This is a genomic window from Bradyrhizobium viridifuturi (genome assembly GCF_001238275.1).
GTDB lineage: Bacteria > Pseudomonadota > Alphaproteobacteria > Rhizobiales > Xanthobacteraceae > Bradyrhizobium > Bradyrhizobium viridifuturi.
Genome location: NZ_LGTB01000001.1, coordinates 179,053 through 195,040, shown reverse-complemented (window position 1 = coordinate 195,040; position 15,988 = coordinate 179,053). Strand labels below are relative to the sequence as shown.

Genomic DNA, 15,988 nt, shown 5'->3' with positions numbered 1-15,988 from the left:
TGTTCGATGCAACGAGATCCGCCACCGACCAGCACGCAGGGCCGAGGATCACGCGCACGCGCAAAGCGCCGAGACGCGACGGGCAGCGAAGGCGCGACAGACCGTCACAGCGGACGGTCTCCGTCATTTTGCCGCTTCCTCCTCACAGCATATGCGCGTCGTCAACGCTCCGAACGCAGGCTGCTGCCGCAGACAAACAGCCGATATATGGCTGTGGAACAATGCACCATTAAAACTTGTCTACCTAAGTAGACAAGTTAGAATAGGACGAGATTCTGTTTCGATCATTGCGCTGTACATGACCAAGTCCTCCAAACTGGTGGCCGCGAAACGCGGCAAGGTTCTTCTGGTTCGACGCCGATCTGACGGGCTGTGGATGTTCCCCGGCGGACGCAGACGTGCGCGCGAGACCGGGAAGGACTGCCTCAAGCGCGAGATCAAGGAAGAACTGCCGAAGCTCAAGCTCGGCAGGCTCAGCCTCTGGAAGGAAGTGACGGCCAGGAACAAGCGTTCCGGCCGCAGGATGAGCGACGCGATCTTCATTGCCAAGAACGCCAAGGGACGCTTGGCGATCGGCGACAAGAAGGAGATCGACCGCGCCGCCTGGCAGAAGCCCCGCGGCATTCGCCTGACGGCGACCTCGCGCTACATCCGCGACCGGCTGTTTCCGAGAAAGCAGCGGAGCCGCAGATAGACCGCGGCGCTGATTTCGGCGCCGCGATCCGGCGATTGTGCCGGCATATCGTGCTGATTTCTTGAGCTTCACGCCCCATCGACGCGTGCTAGGAATGACGTGATCCGCTTCGTATCGGGCCACGACATGAGCCAGAATCCGCCAGAATGACGTTCCCCTCCAACCGCCAGCGGCGGCTGTTCAGAATTGTCTCCGCGCGCTGGCAGCGCCGCGCCCTCTTCCTGTTGGGCGGCATTGCGGTCGGTGCGGCGGCCGTCGCGCTCGCGCAGCTCGCGGACCTGGCGCAGATCGCCTTCAATGCGGTGGTATCCCGTTTCCATTATGTCTCACTGGTGCTGACACCCGCCGGCTTCGCGCTGTCGGTGTTCCTGACCAATCGCTTCTTTCAGAACGCACAGGGCAGCGGCATCCCGCAGGCGATCGCTGCGCGCCATCTGACCGACCAGACCGCGCGCGAAAGCCTCGTCTCGCTGCGCATTGCGGCCGGCAAGATCCTGCTGACCCTGTTCGGCCTGCTGTGTGGCGCGTCTGTCGGGCGCGAGGGGCCGACGGTGCAGATCGGCGCGTCGATCATGTTTGCGCTCGGCCGCTTCTCGCCCCGCCGCCAGCCCGGCCTGATCCTTGCCGGCGCCGCCGCGGGTGTCGCGGCGGCCTTCAACACCCCGCTTGCGGGAATCGTGTTCGGCATCGAGGAAATGAGTCGCTCCTTCGAGACACGAACCTCCAGCCTGATCATCGGCGCGGTGATCGCCGCCGGCCTGACCTCGCTCGCGCTGATGGGCAACTACACCTATTTCGGCACCAGCGCGACGGCGCTGCGCAACGGCGCCGACTGGCTCGCGGTCCCGCTCTGCGGCGTGGCCGGAGGGCTGGCGGGCGGCCTGTTCAGCCGCATCCTGATCGCGATGGCGCGCGGATTTGCCAATCCGGTGGGACGCACGATCAAGCGCTACCCGGTCGGCTTCGCCGCGACCTGCGGGCTGGCGGCGGCGATCTGCGGGATTGCGTCCGACGGCGCGATCTACGGCACGGGATATCAGCAGGTGAAGTCCGCGCTCGAGGCCGGGTCACAATTGCCCGCGAGCTTCAGCGTATGGAAATTCCTCGCGACCACCTTCGCCTCGATCAGCGGCATGCCGGGCGGCATCTTCGCGCCTTCGCTCGCGGTCGGTGCCGGAATAGGCTCCAACATCGCCCCGCTGTTTCACGGCGCGCCGCTACCCGCCATCATGCTGCTCGGCATGGTGTCGTATTTCGCCGGCGTGGTTCAGGCCCCGATCACGGCCTTCGTGATCGTCACCGAGATGACCGACAACCACGCGATGGTCGTGCCGTTGATGGCCGCGGCCCTGATCGCCCATGCAAGTTCGAAGCTGATCTGCAAGGAGGGCGTCTATCACGCCCTCGCCAAGGGATTCATCAACCGGGCTGCGCCGGCGCAGAAGACGACGCCGGCCTGAAGACGCCGTCAGCCGTTATAGGCAAACAACTCGATCGGCTCGCTGAATCCGCGCACGGCATGCTCACCGACATGTTCGAGCGCGAAGTCGTGCTCGACGAGATCGGCGAACCCCCGAGACAGCAGCACGTTCCTCTTCAGCTGCTTGGTGAGGGTTTCAAGCCGCGACGCCATGTTCACCGCGGGACCGATCACCGTGAAGTCGAGCCGGCTGCGCGATCCGATATTGCCGTACATGACGTCACCGACATGGACGCCGATGCCGTAATTCATCGGTGCCCGCCCCATCATGCTGTTCTTTTCGCTCAGCGCCGCCATCGCCTCGCGCGCCTCGGACACCGCGTGCAGCAGGTTGGCGCAGGCCCTGGGCTCGCTGAGCGGGAAAATGGCAAGCAGACCGTCGCCGATGAATTTCAGGATTTCTCCGCCATGCCGCGCGATCGGCTCCGACATCGCGTCGAAATAGTCGTTCAAGAGATCGATGACGTCGTCGCGCGGCCAGGAGTCCGAGATCCGGGTGAAATCCCGCAAGTCGCAGATCATGATCGCGGCGCGCACCGTCGTCCCGCTGCCGCGCCTGGTGGCGCCGGCGAGGATCATCTCGCCGGCATGCGACCCAACATAGGTCTCGAGCAGCGTGCGGGCCAGCCGGTTCTTCATCCGGATCTCGCTAACCAGCGCCAGCACCGGCAGCACCTTCCGCAGCTCGGCGATATCAGCCTCATCGAAGCCGCCGGCGCGGTCGGTCGCGAAGGTCACGACATGCCGCTTGCCGAGCGTGTGCAGCAGCGGCCACGCCACATAGTCGGTCAGGCCCTGCGCGCGCATGTCGTCATAGAGCGCGTGCTTGCGGCCCTGCGAGGGATCGCCTTCGAGGCGCTCGCGCACCTCGGTGGCGCCTTGGTGGATTTCGTAGACCGGGCTGCCGATATATTCCGAGCGCTGCTGGACATCGTAGTCGACCCGCGTGATCTCGGCCTCGCGCTTGCCGTCGGCCCAGATGATCCGGGCGCCCAGCCATTGCGGGTGCTGGATCAGAAGGTTCATCGTCGCCCGCTTGAGGGGAATGCCGGTGCGCTGCAGCCGGATGCACAGCTCGGCGAAGATGTTGTCGATGAAACGCTGGTCGCGCGTCTCGTTGGTCAGCCAGCTCACCACGTCGCCGTCGGACTGCGGCGTGACGGATTCGATGTTGGGGACGTTCATGGCTGGCTCCGGAGCGACGGGTTGGCAGGCGATATGTCGTGCTTCTGCCCGGCCACGTCAACGCTGCCAGCGGTATCGTGATCGCATGTGCTGGGTGACCGGGACGCGCTGCCGGCCTGCCCAACCCCGTTCCGGGCAACCCGCCGCCACTCAACTGGTTAGCGATCGATTAATTGCAACGCGCGGACGTTGCACCGCGGGCACACCGCGGCGTGTTTCGTTGCGCGCGATACAAGCTTCATTTGTCGGCTCACAGAGAGTCACATAGCGTAACGCATATCCGCTGTCGGCGAAGGTTTGCCGGAATGCAACCTGCCGGGCAGCGGCAAGAACAAGGGGCTGAGCACCATGCGCGAATGCATCGGGGCTGCGACGGTCGCACGACACGTTGGTGACACCACACTCAATGCGCGCCGGATGGTACCCCCGTCCCGCACTCGCGCAGATATCCATCGGCTGCTGTTGCTGAGCGCCTCAGTCGCCGCACTTTCGGCGCTGGCGCCGGGCTCGGCGGCGGCGCAGACCTGGACCGGCGCCACCAGCAACGACTGGACGGTGGGTTCGAACTGGTCCGGTGGCGCGGCGCCGACTTCCGGAACTAGCCCCAATATCGTGGCCGGTTCAACTGTCGTTCTCGGCGTGAACCCTGGGGCGACCAGCACGACCGGCAATATGACGATTCGCGACGTGGCTGGCGGAACGACCAGCCTCACGATTCAAAACGGCGCCACGCTGACTGCCAATCTTAATGTTTCGATGGGCGATGTCGCAGGTGGGTCCACAAATCTGACGGTGACGGGCGCCGGATCGCAATTGACGACCGGCGCGCTCACCGTCGGCACCACCGGCACGGGCGTCGTCAACGTCACGGACGGCGCGACCCTAAGCACCTCCGCCAGAATCATCCTCGGCACTCCGGTTGGGGGCACGGGCACCCTCAACGTGCGCAACGCCACGGTGATACTGGGCGGCTTTGGCTTCACCATCAGCAATGCGGGAGGTCAGATCAACTATGACAATGCGACAATCCGCGCGCGCGTCAACACCGCGAACGCCACGGCTGGAACAGCGGCGCAGAACAACATCGCCGCCGGCGGGCTGACCGTCGATACCAACGGGTTCACCGTCGTCAGCAGCGTTGGCTTCAGCGGTGTCGGCGGATTGACCAAGACCGGCAACGGCAATTTCATCTTCGGTGGCAGCAGCACTTATACCGGCGAGACGGTGATCCAGCAGGGATCGCTCTCGCTGTCCTCAGCCGCGGGCTCCGGCAACGCCCTCGCCACTACAAGCCGGGTGGTCAATAACGCGATCTTCGATATTTCGCTCACGAATGACCCCAGCGCGCACATCCAGAGCCTCGCCGGCAGCGGCGCCGGCAGCGTCAGGCTGGGCACCAAGGACCTGATCATCACCAACGGGCACGACAGCTTTGCCGGAACGATCAGCGGCACCGGCGGCGTGCAGCTCACCGCCGGCACGCAGGCATTCTCCGGCGTGCAGGCCTACACCGGCGCCACCACGATCACCGCGGGCACGCTGGCGCTGACCGGCGCCGCCGACATTTCCGCGTCCAGCCAGGTGATCGCCAACGGCATCTTCTCGATCGCCGGGCTTTCCGGCGCGGGCACCAGCATCCAGCGACTGTCGGGCTCCGGCGCGGTCGATCTCGGCGCCAAGACGCTGACGCTGACCGCTGCGAACGACACGTTCGCCGGCGTGATCGGCGGCAGCGGCGGGCTGACGCTCGCCGGCGGCACCGAGACGCTGTCCGGCGCCAACACCTATGGCGGTGTGACCACGATCTCGGCCGGCACGCTGGCGCTGACGGGCACCGGGTCGATCAGCAATTCCAGCCGTGTGGTGGCGAATGCGGCGTTCGACATCTCCGGCCTCGCGGGGTCAGGCACCAGCATCCAGAGCCTCGCCGGAAGCGGCAATGTCGCGCTCGGCGCCAAGACGCTGACCATCACCAACGCAAGCGACAATTTCGCGGGCGCGATCGGCGGCACCGGCGGGCTCGCGATCAGCGGCGGCACCCAGACGCTGTCCGGCGTCAACAGCTACAGCGGCGCGACCACAGTCACGGGCGGCACGCTGCAAGCCGGCGCGGCCAACGCGTTCAGCGCCGCGTCCGCCTTTGTCGCCAATGCCGGCGGCGCCTTCGACCTCAACGGCTTCGACCAGACCATGGCGTCGCTCGACAATGCCGGCACCGTGCGATTTGGCACAGCACCCGGCACGACGCTGACGGTCGCCGGCAATTATGCCGGCAATGGCGGCACGCTGCTGTTCAATACCGTGCTCGGCGGCGATGGCTCGGCCGCCGATCGCCTGATCGCGGGGAGCACGTCGGGCACTTCGACCGTGAGGGTCAACAATGTCGGCGGCGGCGGCGCGCAGACCAAGGACGGCATCAAGCTGATCGACGTCACCGGTGCCTCCAACGGCAGCTTCACGCTGGCCGGCAATTATTCGCTGCAAGGACAGCAGGCGATCGTCGCCGGCGCCTATGGCTATACGTTGCAGAAGAACGGCATCTCGACGCCTTCGGACGGCGACTGGTATCTGCGCTCCAGCCTGGTCAATCCGGCAACGCCGATGCCGGCCGGCCCGCTCTACCAGCCCGGCGTGCCGCTCTACGAGAATTACGCCCAGGTGCTGCTCGGCATGAACGCGTTGCCGTCGTTGCAGGAGCGCGTCGGCAGCCGCTATTGGGCCGGCAGCGGCGGCCCGAGCGAGGCGATGGCGCGGATGGGCGTCACACCGGCCGCGCAGGCCGATAGTTCATGGACGCAATCGGCATTCTGGGGCCGCGTCGAGGGCGGCCAGACCAGCTTGCGGCCATCGAACACCACAGGCTCGACCGCGAACAGCGATGACTTCAAGGCGCAGGCCGGGCTCGACGGCCTCGCGCTGGAGAACAGCTACGGCCGCCTGATCGTCGGGCTCACGCTGCAATACGGCCTGACCACGGCTTACGTGAACTCGTTGTTCGGCAACGGCCGCATCCGGGCCGAGGGCACCGGCGTCGGCGCCACCGCCACCTGGTACGGCGACAACGGCGTCTACATCGACGGCCAGATGCAGACCATGTTCTACCGCGGCGATCTCACCTCCGATCTCGTCGGCAGCATGACCCACGGCAATGAAGGCCTGGGCTATGCATTCAGCGTCGAAGGCGGCAGGCGCATCGCTGTTGGCAACGGCTTCTCACTGACCCCGCAGGCCCAGCTCGCCTATTCGAAGCTCGATTTCGATGGGTTCGCCGATCGCTTCGGCGCACAGGTCTCGCTCGCCAATGCCGACAGCCTGCTCGGTCGCATCGGCCTCATGCTCAATCACCAGAAGAGCTGGTATGACGGCACGAGCATCGTTCGCTCCGACCTCTACGCGATCGGCAATCTGCACTACGAATTCCTCGACGGCAGCAAGGTCGACGTCTCCGGCACCAGCTTCGCCAGCGACAACGACCGGCTCTGGGGCAGCCTCGGCGGCGGCGGCAGCTACAGCTGGGCCAACGGCCGCTACACTGTCTTCGGCGAAGCGACCTATCGCGCCAGCCTGCAGGATGCCGGCGACAACCACAGCTACAAGGGCACCGCGGGTTTTCGCGTGGTGTGGTGAGCGGATTTAACCTGAAGCGCGCCGGCGATCCTGGCGACGTACGCCGCAGCAAAATCTATCGCTCGCCGATTGCGCTGCCTCGCAGGCAATGGACAGTCCGACTCGTCAACGCGGCGAGCGCCTCGAGGCGCCGACAACGGCAATCTGCAACGTCCCCTCGAAAGAATTGACTTGCATCAATCAGCGAGCCCCCGATCGGCAGGCGCCGATCGGCTTGCGCAAGCTCCGTTTGATCTCACGCAACTCCCCTCCGTCCGCTTCCCTTAGTCTGTAGGCGGAGATTGACCATGAACGAATCATATCTCGTGATCCTGGGGTTCGGCATCCTCATGCTTCTCGTTCCGTCCGTGCGAGGCGATAGAAAATGGCAAACATCACGGGCATTGCTGGCGGCCATCGCGCTTGCGACAGGCATCAGAAGCAGCGCCGAGCGGCCGCCTGCAAATGCGGAAGCCGAGGTCCAGCAAGCCAGACAAGTTATCAATGCGGCATGGCCCGGCACCGGATCTCACGCTTGACACCCTTTCGATTGCTCTTCGCGCTCTACGCCCTGCTGTCTTGTGTCTACGCCGACAGCGCGATGGCGGCCGTCACCATCCGCATTCAACTCTCAGCGCAACAGATGGACGTCTCCGTCGATGGTGACCATTTCGCCACCTGGGCGGTATCGACCGCGCGCCCCGGATATCAAACCCCGGTTGGGACGTACACGCCGTATGTTCTCGAGCGGATGCATTACTCCAGGCTCTACAACTACACACCAATGCCGTATTCGATCTTCTACGATACCGGTTACGCCATACATGGGAGCTACGAGACCAGCAGCCTTGGCCGACCCGCCTCCCACGGCTGTGTCAGGCTGAGCCCAGCCCACGCACAGGTGCTCTTCCAACTGATCGAAACACAGGGACGGGCCAACACGACCATCGAAATCATTCGCTGACGACGGAATGATGCCGCACCCGCGACGCCAGACTCCGGCTTGACGCGCTCTACAACCACCGGGCCCGCTTCGCCCGAAAACGCTCTACCCGCCGAGCCGGTCGACCTCGGCCTTGCCGGCTTTCATCACCATCGGGATGTGCTCGCCCTGGCCGAGCAGGCACGCCACGTCGCGCAGCGGATTGCCCTCGACCACCAGCAGGTCGGCAAACGCCTCCGGCGCGATGCGGCCGAGCTTGCCTTCCATGCCGAGCACCTCGGCGCCAATGACCGTCGCGCTGGCGATCACCGCCTGCGGGCCGAGCAGTTCGGCACGGATGCGGAACTCGTCGCTCTGCAAACGCTGCGACGGTCCGAGCAGATCGGAGCCGTAGCCCATCTTGACGCCGGCCTCGCGGTAGATCGCGAGCGAGCGCAGGCCAGCGTCGCGCACGTCGGCGACCTTGGCGACGCTCGCCGCGGGCAGGCCGTATTTCGCGCCCTCGTTCGCCAGCGCCTCATAGGTGACGAGGGTCGGCACCACATAGGCGCCCTTCTCGGCCATCAGCCGCGCGGTCGGCAGGTCGACCAGATTGCCGTGCTCGATGGTGCGCACGCCGCAGCGGACCGCGCGCTCGATCGCCTCCGCGGTGTAGGCGTGAGCCAGCACATAGGTGTGCCGCGCCTTCGCCTCGGCGACGATGGCGCGGATCTCGTCCTCGGAATAGCCGTAGGCTCCGATCGGATCGGTCGGTGACGCGACGCCGCCGGACGCCATGATCTTGATCTGGTCGGCGCCCATCTGCAGCTCCTCGCGCACCGCCTTGCGCACCGCATCGACGCCGTCGACGACGCGCGCGATCGCGCCGACGCGCACGCAGCAGGAGCAGGTCGGATCGGCCAGATAGTCCGAGCGCGCCCGCCCGTCGCCATGGCCGCCGGTCTGGCTCAGCGCGCGGCCGGAGACGAACAGCCGCGGCCCGTCGGTCAGGCCGGTGTCGATCGCCTGCTTCAGCGCATAGCCGGCGCCGCCGGCATCGCGGACGGTGGTGAAGCCGCGCTTCAGCATGCCGCGCAACAGCATGGTCGAGCGCAACGTCACCAGCACGTTGGCCATCCGGGCCTGCTGCGACAGGTCGAGTTCGACGGCGACCGCATGCACGTGCAGGTCGATCAGGCCGGGCATCAGGGTCTTGCCCTTGAGATCAATGACCCGATCGGCCGAAGCGTCGATCGGCCGATCCGACACCTCCTTGATCAGGCGATCCTCGACCAGCACGTGGTGCCCTTCCAGCAGATCGGAGCGCAGCGGATCGAGCAGCGCGGCATTCTTGAAGAGGATGGTGGACATGATTGGATCTCCTGTCAGGACGCCGCCGTGGTCACGCGGTCTTGCTTGCAATTTCTTCCAATGATCGGCCGCGCGTCGGCACGCCCATCAGCACGACGGTGAGCGCGCCGATCAGGAGGACCGATGTGGTGACGCCGAACACGCCGGCAAAGCCGAAATTCGGGTAGAGGTAGCCGACCAGGATAGGCGCTGCGATCGCGCCGATGCGGCCGATCGCGGATGCGAGCCCCGCCCCTGTGGTGCGGATCGATGTCGGGAACACTTCGGCCGTGTAGGCATAGACCCCCGCATAGGTGCCGTTCATGAAGAACGACAGCAGCAGACCGGCCGTCATGATCTCGCCGTCGCTCTTGGCAAAGGCGAGCCCGAGCGCGCTGACGCCGCCGAGCAGCATGTAGGTCGCGATCGTCGCCTGCCGTCCGATCCGTTCATTGAAGAAGGCGGCGGTGAAATAGCCCGGCACCTGCGCGCAGTACATCGCGAGCGAATAACCGAAGCTCTTGGTGATGCTCATGCCGTTCTGCACCAGGAGGCCCGGAATCCAGACGAAGAACGAATAGTAGCTGAACGTGATCGACAGCCACATGATCCAGGTCATGGTGGTGATGCGGGCCTGGCGGCCGGCCAGCAGCGCCGCAAAATTGCTCAGCAGCGTTCCAGACGATACGGCGGGCAGCGCGGGCTCGGAGACCGGAGCCGGCAGCACCCGGCCCTGGCGCGCGAAGCTCGCCTCGATCTTGTCGAGCACCGCTTCGGCCTCGTTCGCCCGGCCGCGGCTTTCCAGCCAGCGCGGCGATTCCGGCAGCGACCTCCGCCACCACAGCAGCATCACCACCGGCACCGCGGTGATGACGAGCACGATGCGCCAGCCGTTCTCGTAGGCCGGCACGATGAAATAGCCGAGCAAGGCGGCGGCGACGAAACCGAAGGAGAAGAAGCCGGCAAGTGCGCCGGTGAAGGCGCCGCGGTAACGCCGCGCCACGAATTCCGCGAGGTATGGCGCGATGATCGCGCTCTCCGCACCGGTGCCCATGCCGGCGACCACGCGGGCGGCGAAGAACGCCGGCCAGCTGTCGACCGCCGCGCTGACCAGCGAGGCCACGCTGTAGAGCGCCAGCGCCGACATCATCACCGCGCGGCGGCCGATCAGGTCGCCGAGCATCCCCGCCAGCAGCGCGCCAAACAGATAACCGACGAAGGTGCTGCTGCCGAGCACGCCGGTCTCGACATTGGTCAGGTTCCAGGCGGTGCGCAGCACCGGCAGGATGAACGCCAGCACCGCGGCATCCATCGCGTCGAACAGATAGCCGAGGCCGCCCATCAGCAGCAGGTGCACATGGAAACGCGCGAACGGCAGGCGCTCGATGCGCGCCGAGATCATCGACATGAAATAGCCCCCCTCCGCCCCGCGGTCGGCACACGCCACGGGGTCGGTCAGGGGAATGATAGACAAATCGATATTATGGGAATAATTTATAATCGTTATCTAGTACATCACCACTGTGAATATTGCCGTGTCCTTCCGCACGCTCGACCTCAACCTGCTCAAAGTCTTCGAGGCGCTGATGACCGAGGGCAGCGTCACCCGCGCAGCGAGCGCGCTGACGATGACCCAGCCCGCGGTCAGCAACGCGCTCGCGAGGCTGCGCGACGCGCTCGGCGATCCCCTGTTCGTCCGATCCGGCACCGGAATCCGCCCGACCCAGCGGGCCGTGGCATTGTGGGATCCGATCGGCGGCGCCCTGGAAAGCATCCGCGGCGCGCTCGACGAGAAGGTGTTCGATTCACGCAGCGCGCAGACCGAGTTCAGCCTGTCGATGTCGGACTATGTGGCGTCGCTGGTGACGCCGGCTCTGTTGAACCGCTTTGCCGAGATGGCGCCGACCGCGCGCCTGCGCACCGCGCCGAACACCATCATCGGGATCGCCGACCAGCTCGAGGACAACCGGGTCGATTGCGTGCTGAGCGTCTATGTCAACGAGGCCCAGCATCCGGGACTGATCCGTTCGCGTTCGCTGTGGACGGTCGACTATGCCTGCTTCATGCGGCGCGATCACCCGCTTGCGAACCGGAACCGGCTGAACGTCCGCAGCTTCCTCAACGCCAAGCACGTCGATGTGAGCCTCGCCGGCCGGACGGCACCGACCTATGACCAGTTCCTCGCCTCGCGCGGGCTGTCGCGCAACCTTGTCGCCATCGTCAATCACTACAACGCCGCCTACGAGATCGTCCGCCAGTCCGATCTGATCGCCGTGCTGCCGCGCGATCTCAGCGCGCAGTCCCGCCAGGCACCGCATCTCCACGCCGTGCCGGTGCCGCTGCCGGCGCCGCCGCGCATCGTCAGCCTGTTCTGGCATCAGCGCAACGACACCGTGCCCGCGCAGCGCTGGCTGCGCGAGACGCTGGTAGAGCTGTTCGGGCGGATGGCGTGAACCGGCACAGCGCGTGTTCCCATCAGGTCGATGTGGGCGCGGGCTCGATCGATGCCGCGTCTGCGGGCGGCAATGGGACGCACCGCGCCAGCGGACGTCCAAATCGCCGATGCAGCGCCAGATAACTCAGCGCTGCCACGCAGATCCCCGTGAGCCACGACAAATCGACCCCGCCGGTGGCGAGCGCCAGGGGACCTTGCATCGCCTTGATCGTGCCCATCTGGAACGCCCACGCCGCGACGAAGCCTGCGGCAAAGGCGATCAGCCCGGCCCAGTTGAAATCACGACCCCTGCCCGGCTCCTCGTAGAGCGACGCGACGTCGATCCGGCCGCGTCGCACGAGGTAGAAATCGGCGAGCGTGACCCCGGCCCATGGGCTGATCCAGACGATCAGGGCGACCATGAAGTTGTCGAAGGCATGGGCAAAGTCGCCTGATTGCAGGAACGCGTAGAGGATCGCGGAAGCGATCAGGCCTGAGACCACCGAGATCACCCAGCGCGGCCGCCGCAGATCGAGCGCGAGCGACGACAGCGCCGCCGAATAGATCACGACGATGTTGGTTGCGATCGGGCCATGGAGCAGCACCAGCAGCACCGGCAACGCCATGGTGCCGAATGCCGCGATGATCAGCTTCGACGGGTCGGAGCCGGCGCCGGCGGACGCGATCGCCGCGCCCAGGAAAGCGAGCCAGACCGTCGGGACGAACATGCCGAGAAATGTCGCCCGGAACACCTTGGCGGCGCCAAGCGAGGGCCTGGCGAAGCGTGTATAGTCGGACGCGTAGGTAAGCCACGAAATGCCCCAGCCGATGCCGATCGCGGTCATCAGCTGCGTCGCCGCGGCGAACGCCGGCATGCCGGTCACGGCAGCGGACTGCCATTTGATGTCGACGCGCAGGAAAGCCAGCGCGGTCATGACGGCCATGATCAGCAGGATGACCGGCATGGTGTAGCGCTCAAACACCTTGATGGCATTGAAGCCCCAGGCCGCGATGCCGACCTGGAACAGCATCACCAGCACCGCGATCGCGTATTTGAGCTCGACGCCACCACCGATTCCCATCCGCTCGAGCGCGGCCATGCAGAGGTCGAGCACGATCCAGGTGTTGATCGCGACCCATCCCATCGGCATCAGCACCTGTGCGAGCGCCGGCAGATAGGCGCCCCGCCGGCCGAACGCGAGCCGGCCGAGCACCATCTGCGGCACGCCGGTGCGGTGTCCCATCAGGCAGAAGGCGGCAAACAGCGCCGCGCCGAACAGATTGCCGACGACGATGACGGCAAGCGTTTGCAGCAGGCTCAGGCCGAGCTGGATGCCGAGCGCGCCCAGCACCCAGTTGATCGGCGCAATATTTGCGCCGGTCCAGATCCAGAACTGATCTGATGGTGACGACGTGCGGTGCGCCGCCGGCACCGGCTCAATTCCGTGGGCATCGAAGCCGGCTTCATCCTGCGCCGGAAGCTGTGTCTGCTTGAGCAACATGTTTCCCCCGTTTGTCCGGCGCATTGGTTTGGGCCGGGATGGGGCATCTGAGCAGCAGGCGGCGATGAGACGATAATGAGAATTCCTCAAGCCGGGTTGAGACCATATCGAGAGTGAAGCCTGCATTGCGGATATGGACAAATCAGGCTGCGACGAAGCCCGCACACCGCGCCAAAAACGGCGCGCCGCTTCACTGTTGAGATTTTCTCAACTCGCCTGCCGGATTCGTCAATCACGCCGCAGGCCGTACTCGGTCATTCTGAGTTCGACGCGTTGCCCCAATCAGCCGAGGCCAGGAATGACGACCCTTCTGCATATCGATGCCAGCCCGCGCGGCGACCGCTCGGTCAGCCGAAAGCTCTCCAAATCGTTTGTCGAGCACTGGCTCACGCACGAGCCAGGCGCCACGATCATCTCGCGCGACGTCGGCCGCGATCCGCCGCCGCTCATCACGGAGGCATGGGTCGCCGCGGCCTTCACCGCGCCCGCCGACCGCACCGCCGAGCAGCGCGACGAGCTTCGCCTCTCCGACGAGTTGATCGCTGAACTTGAACGCACCAACGTGATCGTGATCGGGGCGCCGATGCACAATTACGGCATGCCGGCGGCGCTGAAGTCATGGTTCGACAAGGTGATCCGGATCGACAAGACCTTCAGCTTCGATCTCGCGCGCGGCGACTTTCCGCTCGAGCCGATCATGCGCGGCAAGACGCTGGTGGTGCTGAGCTCGCGCGGCGAATTCGGTTTCGGCCCCGGCGGGGTGCGGGAGACCATGAACCATCTGGAAACCCATATCTTCACCTGCGCCCATTATCTCGGGGTGCAGGAGAGCCATCTGATCGCCGTCGATTATCAGGAATTCAACGATGAGCGCCACCGCCGGTCGGTCGCCGACGCCTTTGCGGCAATCCCGGTGCTGGTCCGGCAGTGTCTTGGAATCGACGAGACTGTTAATGTCGCGGCGGAATGATGCGCCGTTGTCCGCCGGCTGTGCGAGGATGAACCGATGATACGCAATCCCATCCCCTGGCCGAACGGTGCACGCTGCGCCTGCGCGATCACCTTCGACGTCGACGCCGACAGCCTCATTCACATCGCGCGGCCGAAGGATTCCTTCGACCGGCTCTATCCGATCACGATGGGACGATACGGGCCGACCGTCGGCGTGCCGCGCATCCTCGAGACCTATCGCCGCCTAGGACTCAAGCAGTCGTTCTTCATGCCGGCCTGGACCATGCAGCGCTACCCGGATGCGGTCGAGGCGATCCTCAGGGGTGGCCACGAGATCGGCCATCACGGCTACATCCATGAGGACCCGACGGAGATTTCCTCGGCGCAGCAGCGCGAGGCCTTCGAACGCGCCCTCGCCATTCATGTCGCGATGACCGGACGCAAGCCGCGCGGCTACCGCGCGCCGGTCTACAACGCCAACCAGGCCACGATCGATCTGCTGATCGAGCATGGCTTTGTCTATGATTCGTCGCTGATGGCCGACGACATCCCGTATCAGATGCGCACCGCACGCGGCTCGCTCTACGAGATGCCGCCGCACTGGGGATCGGACGATTGGCCGCCTTTCGCCCACTACGCGGAGATCGGCTACATGATGCCGGTCAAATCGCCGAGCGAAGGGCTGGCCGCCTCCTTCGAGGAGTTCGAGGCCGCCTATGAGGCCGGTGGATTCTGGATGGGGATCTGGCACCCGTTCCTGACCGGCCGGCTTGCCCGCTGGCGCGTAGTGGAGTGCTGGCTCGAGCGGATCGTTGCCGAGCGCAAGGTCTGGTTCGCATCGCTCGAGGACATCGCCGCGCATCTCGACAGCCTGGTCAAGGCAGGCGCCTACCAGGTCCGCGTCGAGAGCCTGCCCTATTTCACGCAGCCCGTGTCATGACCTGTTCTGGCGTTGCGCGAAATGCGGCGGCCTCTGTGCGCAGCCAATCGACGAATGCCGTCACTGATTTGCGCCGGGCAGTGCTCGGCGCATTCACTAGGCGATAGGCGAAGCCCGCAAGCGCGGGTCCGTCGAGCCGGCGCAGCGTGCCCTCGCGCAACTGCTCGTCCACCAGCGCATCGCTGCACAACAGCGGTCCGAGCCCGCGCTCGGCGGCATGCAATGCCAGCGGCTCCTCGCTGTACCAGGAGATGCGGAAGTCGCGGCCGGGATCATGATCGGCGCCGGCAAGCCAGGCCGACCACGACGGCGAATCCAGCGCGGCGTTCTTCCAGCGGAACGCCAGCAGCGAGCGCGAACGGACGTCGTCAATGGCTGGACGGGCACCGGGCGGACAGATCGCGCTTGCCGCAACCGCAATGTAGCGATCGCTGAACAGCACCGACGGCTCGCCGGCGCGGTCGACGCGTCCGTAGCGAATCGCCAGATCGACGCCCTCGGTGCCCGGTGTCCTCACCTCCTCGGTCGCATCGATGTGGACCACGAGCTGAGGAAATGCCGCATTGAAGCGCACGAGCCGTGGCATCAGCCAGCGCTCGGCAAAGGCCCGCGTGGTGGAGACGGTGATCGCATCGCCGTCGGCCGGCGGCCGGATCGCGGCAAACGCGCTCGCCATCCGGTCGAAGCCGTCGCGCAGCAATGGAAACACCGCATGGCCCTCGGCGGTCAGCACGACCGCGCGGCCGGAGCGCTCGAACAGCTTGTGCCCGAGAATCGCTTCGAGTTGCCGGACCTGGTGGCTGATCGCCGTGACCGTGACGCAGAGCTCGTTGGCGGCGGCGGTGAAGCTTTCGTGGCGCGCCGCGGCCTCGAAGGCGCGGACGGCATTGAGCGGCGGTAGTTTGCGCATGATCGGTTCTCCAC

13 protein-coding genes are annotated in these 15,988 nt (G+C 65.6%); 8 read left to right on the top strand and 5 right to left on the bottom strand.

Going from position 1 to position 15,988, the window contains the following annotated elements; genetic code table 11:
* Positions 1-298: 298 nt before the first annotated feature.
* Positions 299-694, top strand: coding sequence for an NUDIX hydrolase (locus ALC15_RS01010; RefSeq protein ID WP_050625671.1), 396 nt, complete (start codon positions 299-301; stop codon positions 692-694).
* 146 nt (positions 695-840) lie between these two features.
* Positions 841-2,154, top strand: coding sequence for a chloride channel protein (locus tag ALC15_RS01005; RefSeq protein WP_050625670.1), 1,314 nt, complete (start codon positions 841-843; stop codon positions 2,152-2,154).
* Between the two features lie 8 nt (positions 2,155-2,162).
* Here ALC15_RS01005 and ALC15_RS01000 read toward each other — a convergent pair whose 3' ends face one another.
* Positions 2,163-3,359, bottom strand: coding sequence for an adenylate/guanylate cyclase domain-containing protein (locus tag ALC15_RS01000; RefSeq protein ID WP_050625669.1), 1,197 nt, complete (start codon positions 3,357-3,359; stop codon positions 2,163-2,165).
* 462 nt (positions 3,360-3,821) lie between these two features.
* Here ALC15_RS01000 and ALC15_RS00995 point away from each other — a divergent pair, with 462 nt between their 5' ends.
* The 3 genes from ALC15_RS00995 (at position 3,822) to ALC15_RS00990 (ending at position 7,929) form a co-directional block, all read left to right on the top strand.
* Positions 3,822-6,986, top strand: coding sequence for an autotransporter family protein (locus tag ALC15_RS00995; protein WP_162240463.1), 3,165 nt, complete (start codon positions 3,822-3,824; stop codon positions 6,984-6,986).
* A gap of 287 nt (positions 6,987-7,273) precedes the next feature.
* The gene (locus ALC15_RS44485) at positions 7,274-7,504 is read left to right on the top strand and encodes a hypothetical protein (protein ID WP_128089393.1); all 231 of its coding nucleotides are present in this window, start codon (positions 7,274-7,276) and stop codon (positions 7,502-7,504) included.
* A complete protein-coding gene (locus ALC15_RS00990) occupies positions 7,501-7,929 on the top strand; it encodes a L,D-transpeptidase (RefSeq protein ID WP_244485870.1) in 429 nt (142 codons plus the stop codon). Before ALC15_RS44485 ends, ALC15_RS00990 begins: the two co-directional genes overlap by 4 nt.
* 84 nt (positions 7,930-8,013) lie before the next feature.
* Here ALC15_RS00990 and ALC15_RS00985 read toward each other — a convergent pair whose 3' ends face one another.
* Both ALC15_RS00985 and ALC15_RS00980 read right to left on the bottom strand, forming a co-directional pair.
* Positions 8,014-9,258: a metal-dependent hydrolase family protein gene (locus ALC15_RS00985; protein ID WP_050625667.1), complete on the bottom strand. Its 1,245-nt coding sequence runs from the start codon at positions 9,256-9,258 to the stop codon at positions 8,014-8,016.
* A 31-nt stretch (positions 9,259-9,289) separates the two neighbouring features.
* Positions 9,290-10,645, bottom strand: coding sequence for an MFS transporter (locus ALC15_RS00980; RefSeq protein WP_050625833.1), 1,356 nt, complete (start codon positions 10,643-10,645; stop codon positions 9,290-9,292).
* A 121-nt stretch (positions 10,646-10,766) separates the two neighbouring features.
* On the opposite strand from ALC15_RS00980, the gene ALC15_RS00975 reads away from it, so the two are divergent.
* Positions 10,767-11,690 (top strand): LysR substrate-binding domain-containing protein, encoded by a 924-nt coding sequence (locus tag ALC15_RS00975; protein WP_050625832.1) that lies wholly within the window; start codon positions 10,767-10,769, stop codon positions 11,688-11,690.
* A gap of 22 nt (positions 11,691-11,712) precedes the next feature.
* Here ALC15_RS00975 and ALC15_RS00970 read toward each other — a convergent pair whose 3' ends face one another.
* Positions 11,713-13,173 (bottom strand): purine-cytosine permease family protein, encoded by a 1,461-nt coding sequence (locus ALC15_RS00970; RefSeq protein ID WP_050625666.1) that lies wholly within the window; start codon positions 13,171-13,173, stop codon positions 11,713-11,715.
* Positions 13,174-13,471: 298 nt separating this feature from the next.
* Between ALC15_RS00970 and ALC15_RS00965 the strand changes: the two genes are divergently transcribed.
* Together ALC15_RS00965 and ALC15_RS00960 are read left to right on the top strand one after the other, a co-directional pair.
* Positions 13,472-14,143, top strand: a complete 672-nt coding sequence (locus ALC15_RS00965; protein ID WP_050625665.1) for an FMN-dependent NADH-azoreductase — start codon at positions 13,472-13,474, stop codon at positions 14,141-14,143.
* 36 nt (positions 14,144-14,179) lie between these two features.
* Positions 14,180-15,064 carry a polysaccharide deacetylase family protein gene (locus ALC15_RS00960; protein WP_050625664.1) on the top strand — a complete coding sequence of 295 codons (885 nt, stop codon included), beginning with the start codon at positions 14,180-14,182 and terminating at the stop codon, positions 15,062-15,064.
* On the opposite strand, the gene ALC15_RS00955 is transcribed toward ALC15_RS00960, so the two are convergent.
* Entirely contained in the window at positions 15,045-15,974 is a 930-nt protein-coding gene (locus ALC15_RS00955) for a LysR family transcriptional regulator (protein ID WP_050625663.1), read from the bottom strand. The two genes, ALC15_RS00960 and ALC15_RS00955, sit on opposite strands and share 20 nt — an antisense overlap.
* Between the last annotated feature and the right edge of the window lie 14 nt (positions 15,975-15,988).

Coding starts and splice junctions, on each gene's coding strand:
- ALC15_RS01010 (WP_050625671.1), top strand. CDS start 299: ATGACCAAGTCCTCCAAACTGGTGGCCGCGAAACGCGGCAAGGTTCTT.
- ALC15_RS00980 (WP_050625833.1), bottom strand. CDS start 10,645: ATGTCGATGATCTCGGCGCGCATCGAGCGCCTGCCGTTCGCGCGTTTC.
- ALC15_RS00970 (WP_050625666.1), bottom strand. CDS start 13,173: ATGTTGCTCAAGCAGACACAGCTTCCGGCGCAGGATGAAGCCGGCTTC.
- ALC15_RS01000 (WP_050625669.1), bottom strand. CDS start 3,359: ATGAACGTCCCCAACATCGAATCCGTCACGCCGCAGTCCGACGGCGAC.
- ALC15_RS44485 (WP_128089393.1), top strand. CDS start 7,274: ATGAACGAATCATATCTCGTGATCCTGGGGTTCGGCATCCTCATGCTT.
- ALC15_RS00965 (WP_050625665.1), top strand. CDS start 13,472: ATGACGACCCTTCTGCATATCGATGCCAGCCCGCGCGGCGACCGCTCG.
- ALC15_RS00960 (WP_050625664.1), top strand. CDS start 14,180: ATGATACGCAATCCCATCCCCTGGCCGAACGGTGCACGCTGCGCCTGC.
- ALC15_RS00955 (WP_050625663.1), bottom strand. CDS start 15,974: ATGCGCAAACTACCGCCGCTCAATGCCGTCCGCGCCTTCGAGGCCGCG.
- ALC15_RS00985 (WP_050625667.1), bottom strand. CDS start 9,258: ATGTCCACCATCCTCTTCAAGAATGCCGCGCTGCTCGATCCGCTGCGC.
- ALC15_RS01005 (WP_050625670.1), top strand. CDS start 841: ATGACGTTCCCCTCCAACCGCCAGCGGCGGCTGTTCAGAATTGTCTCC.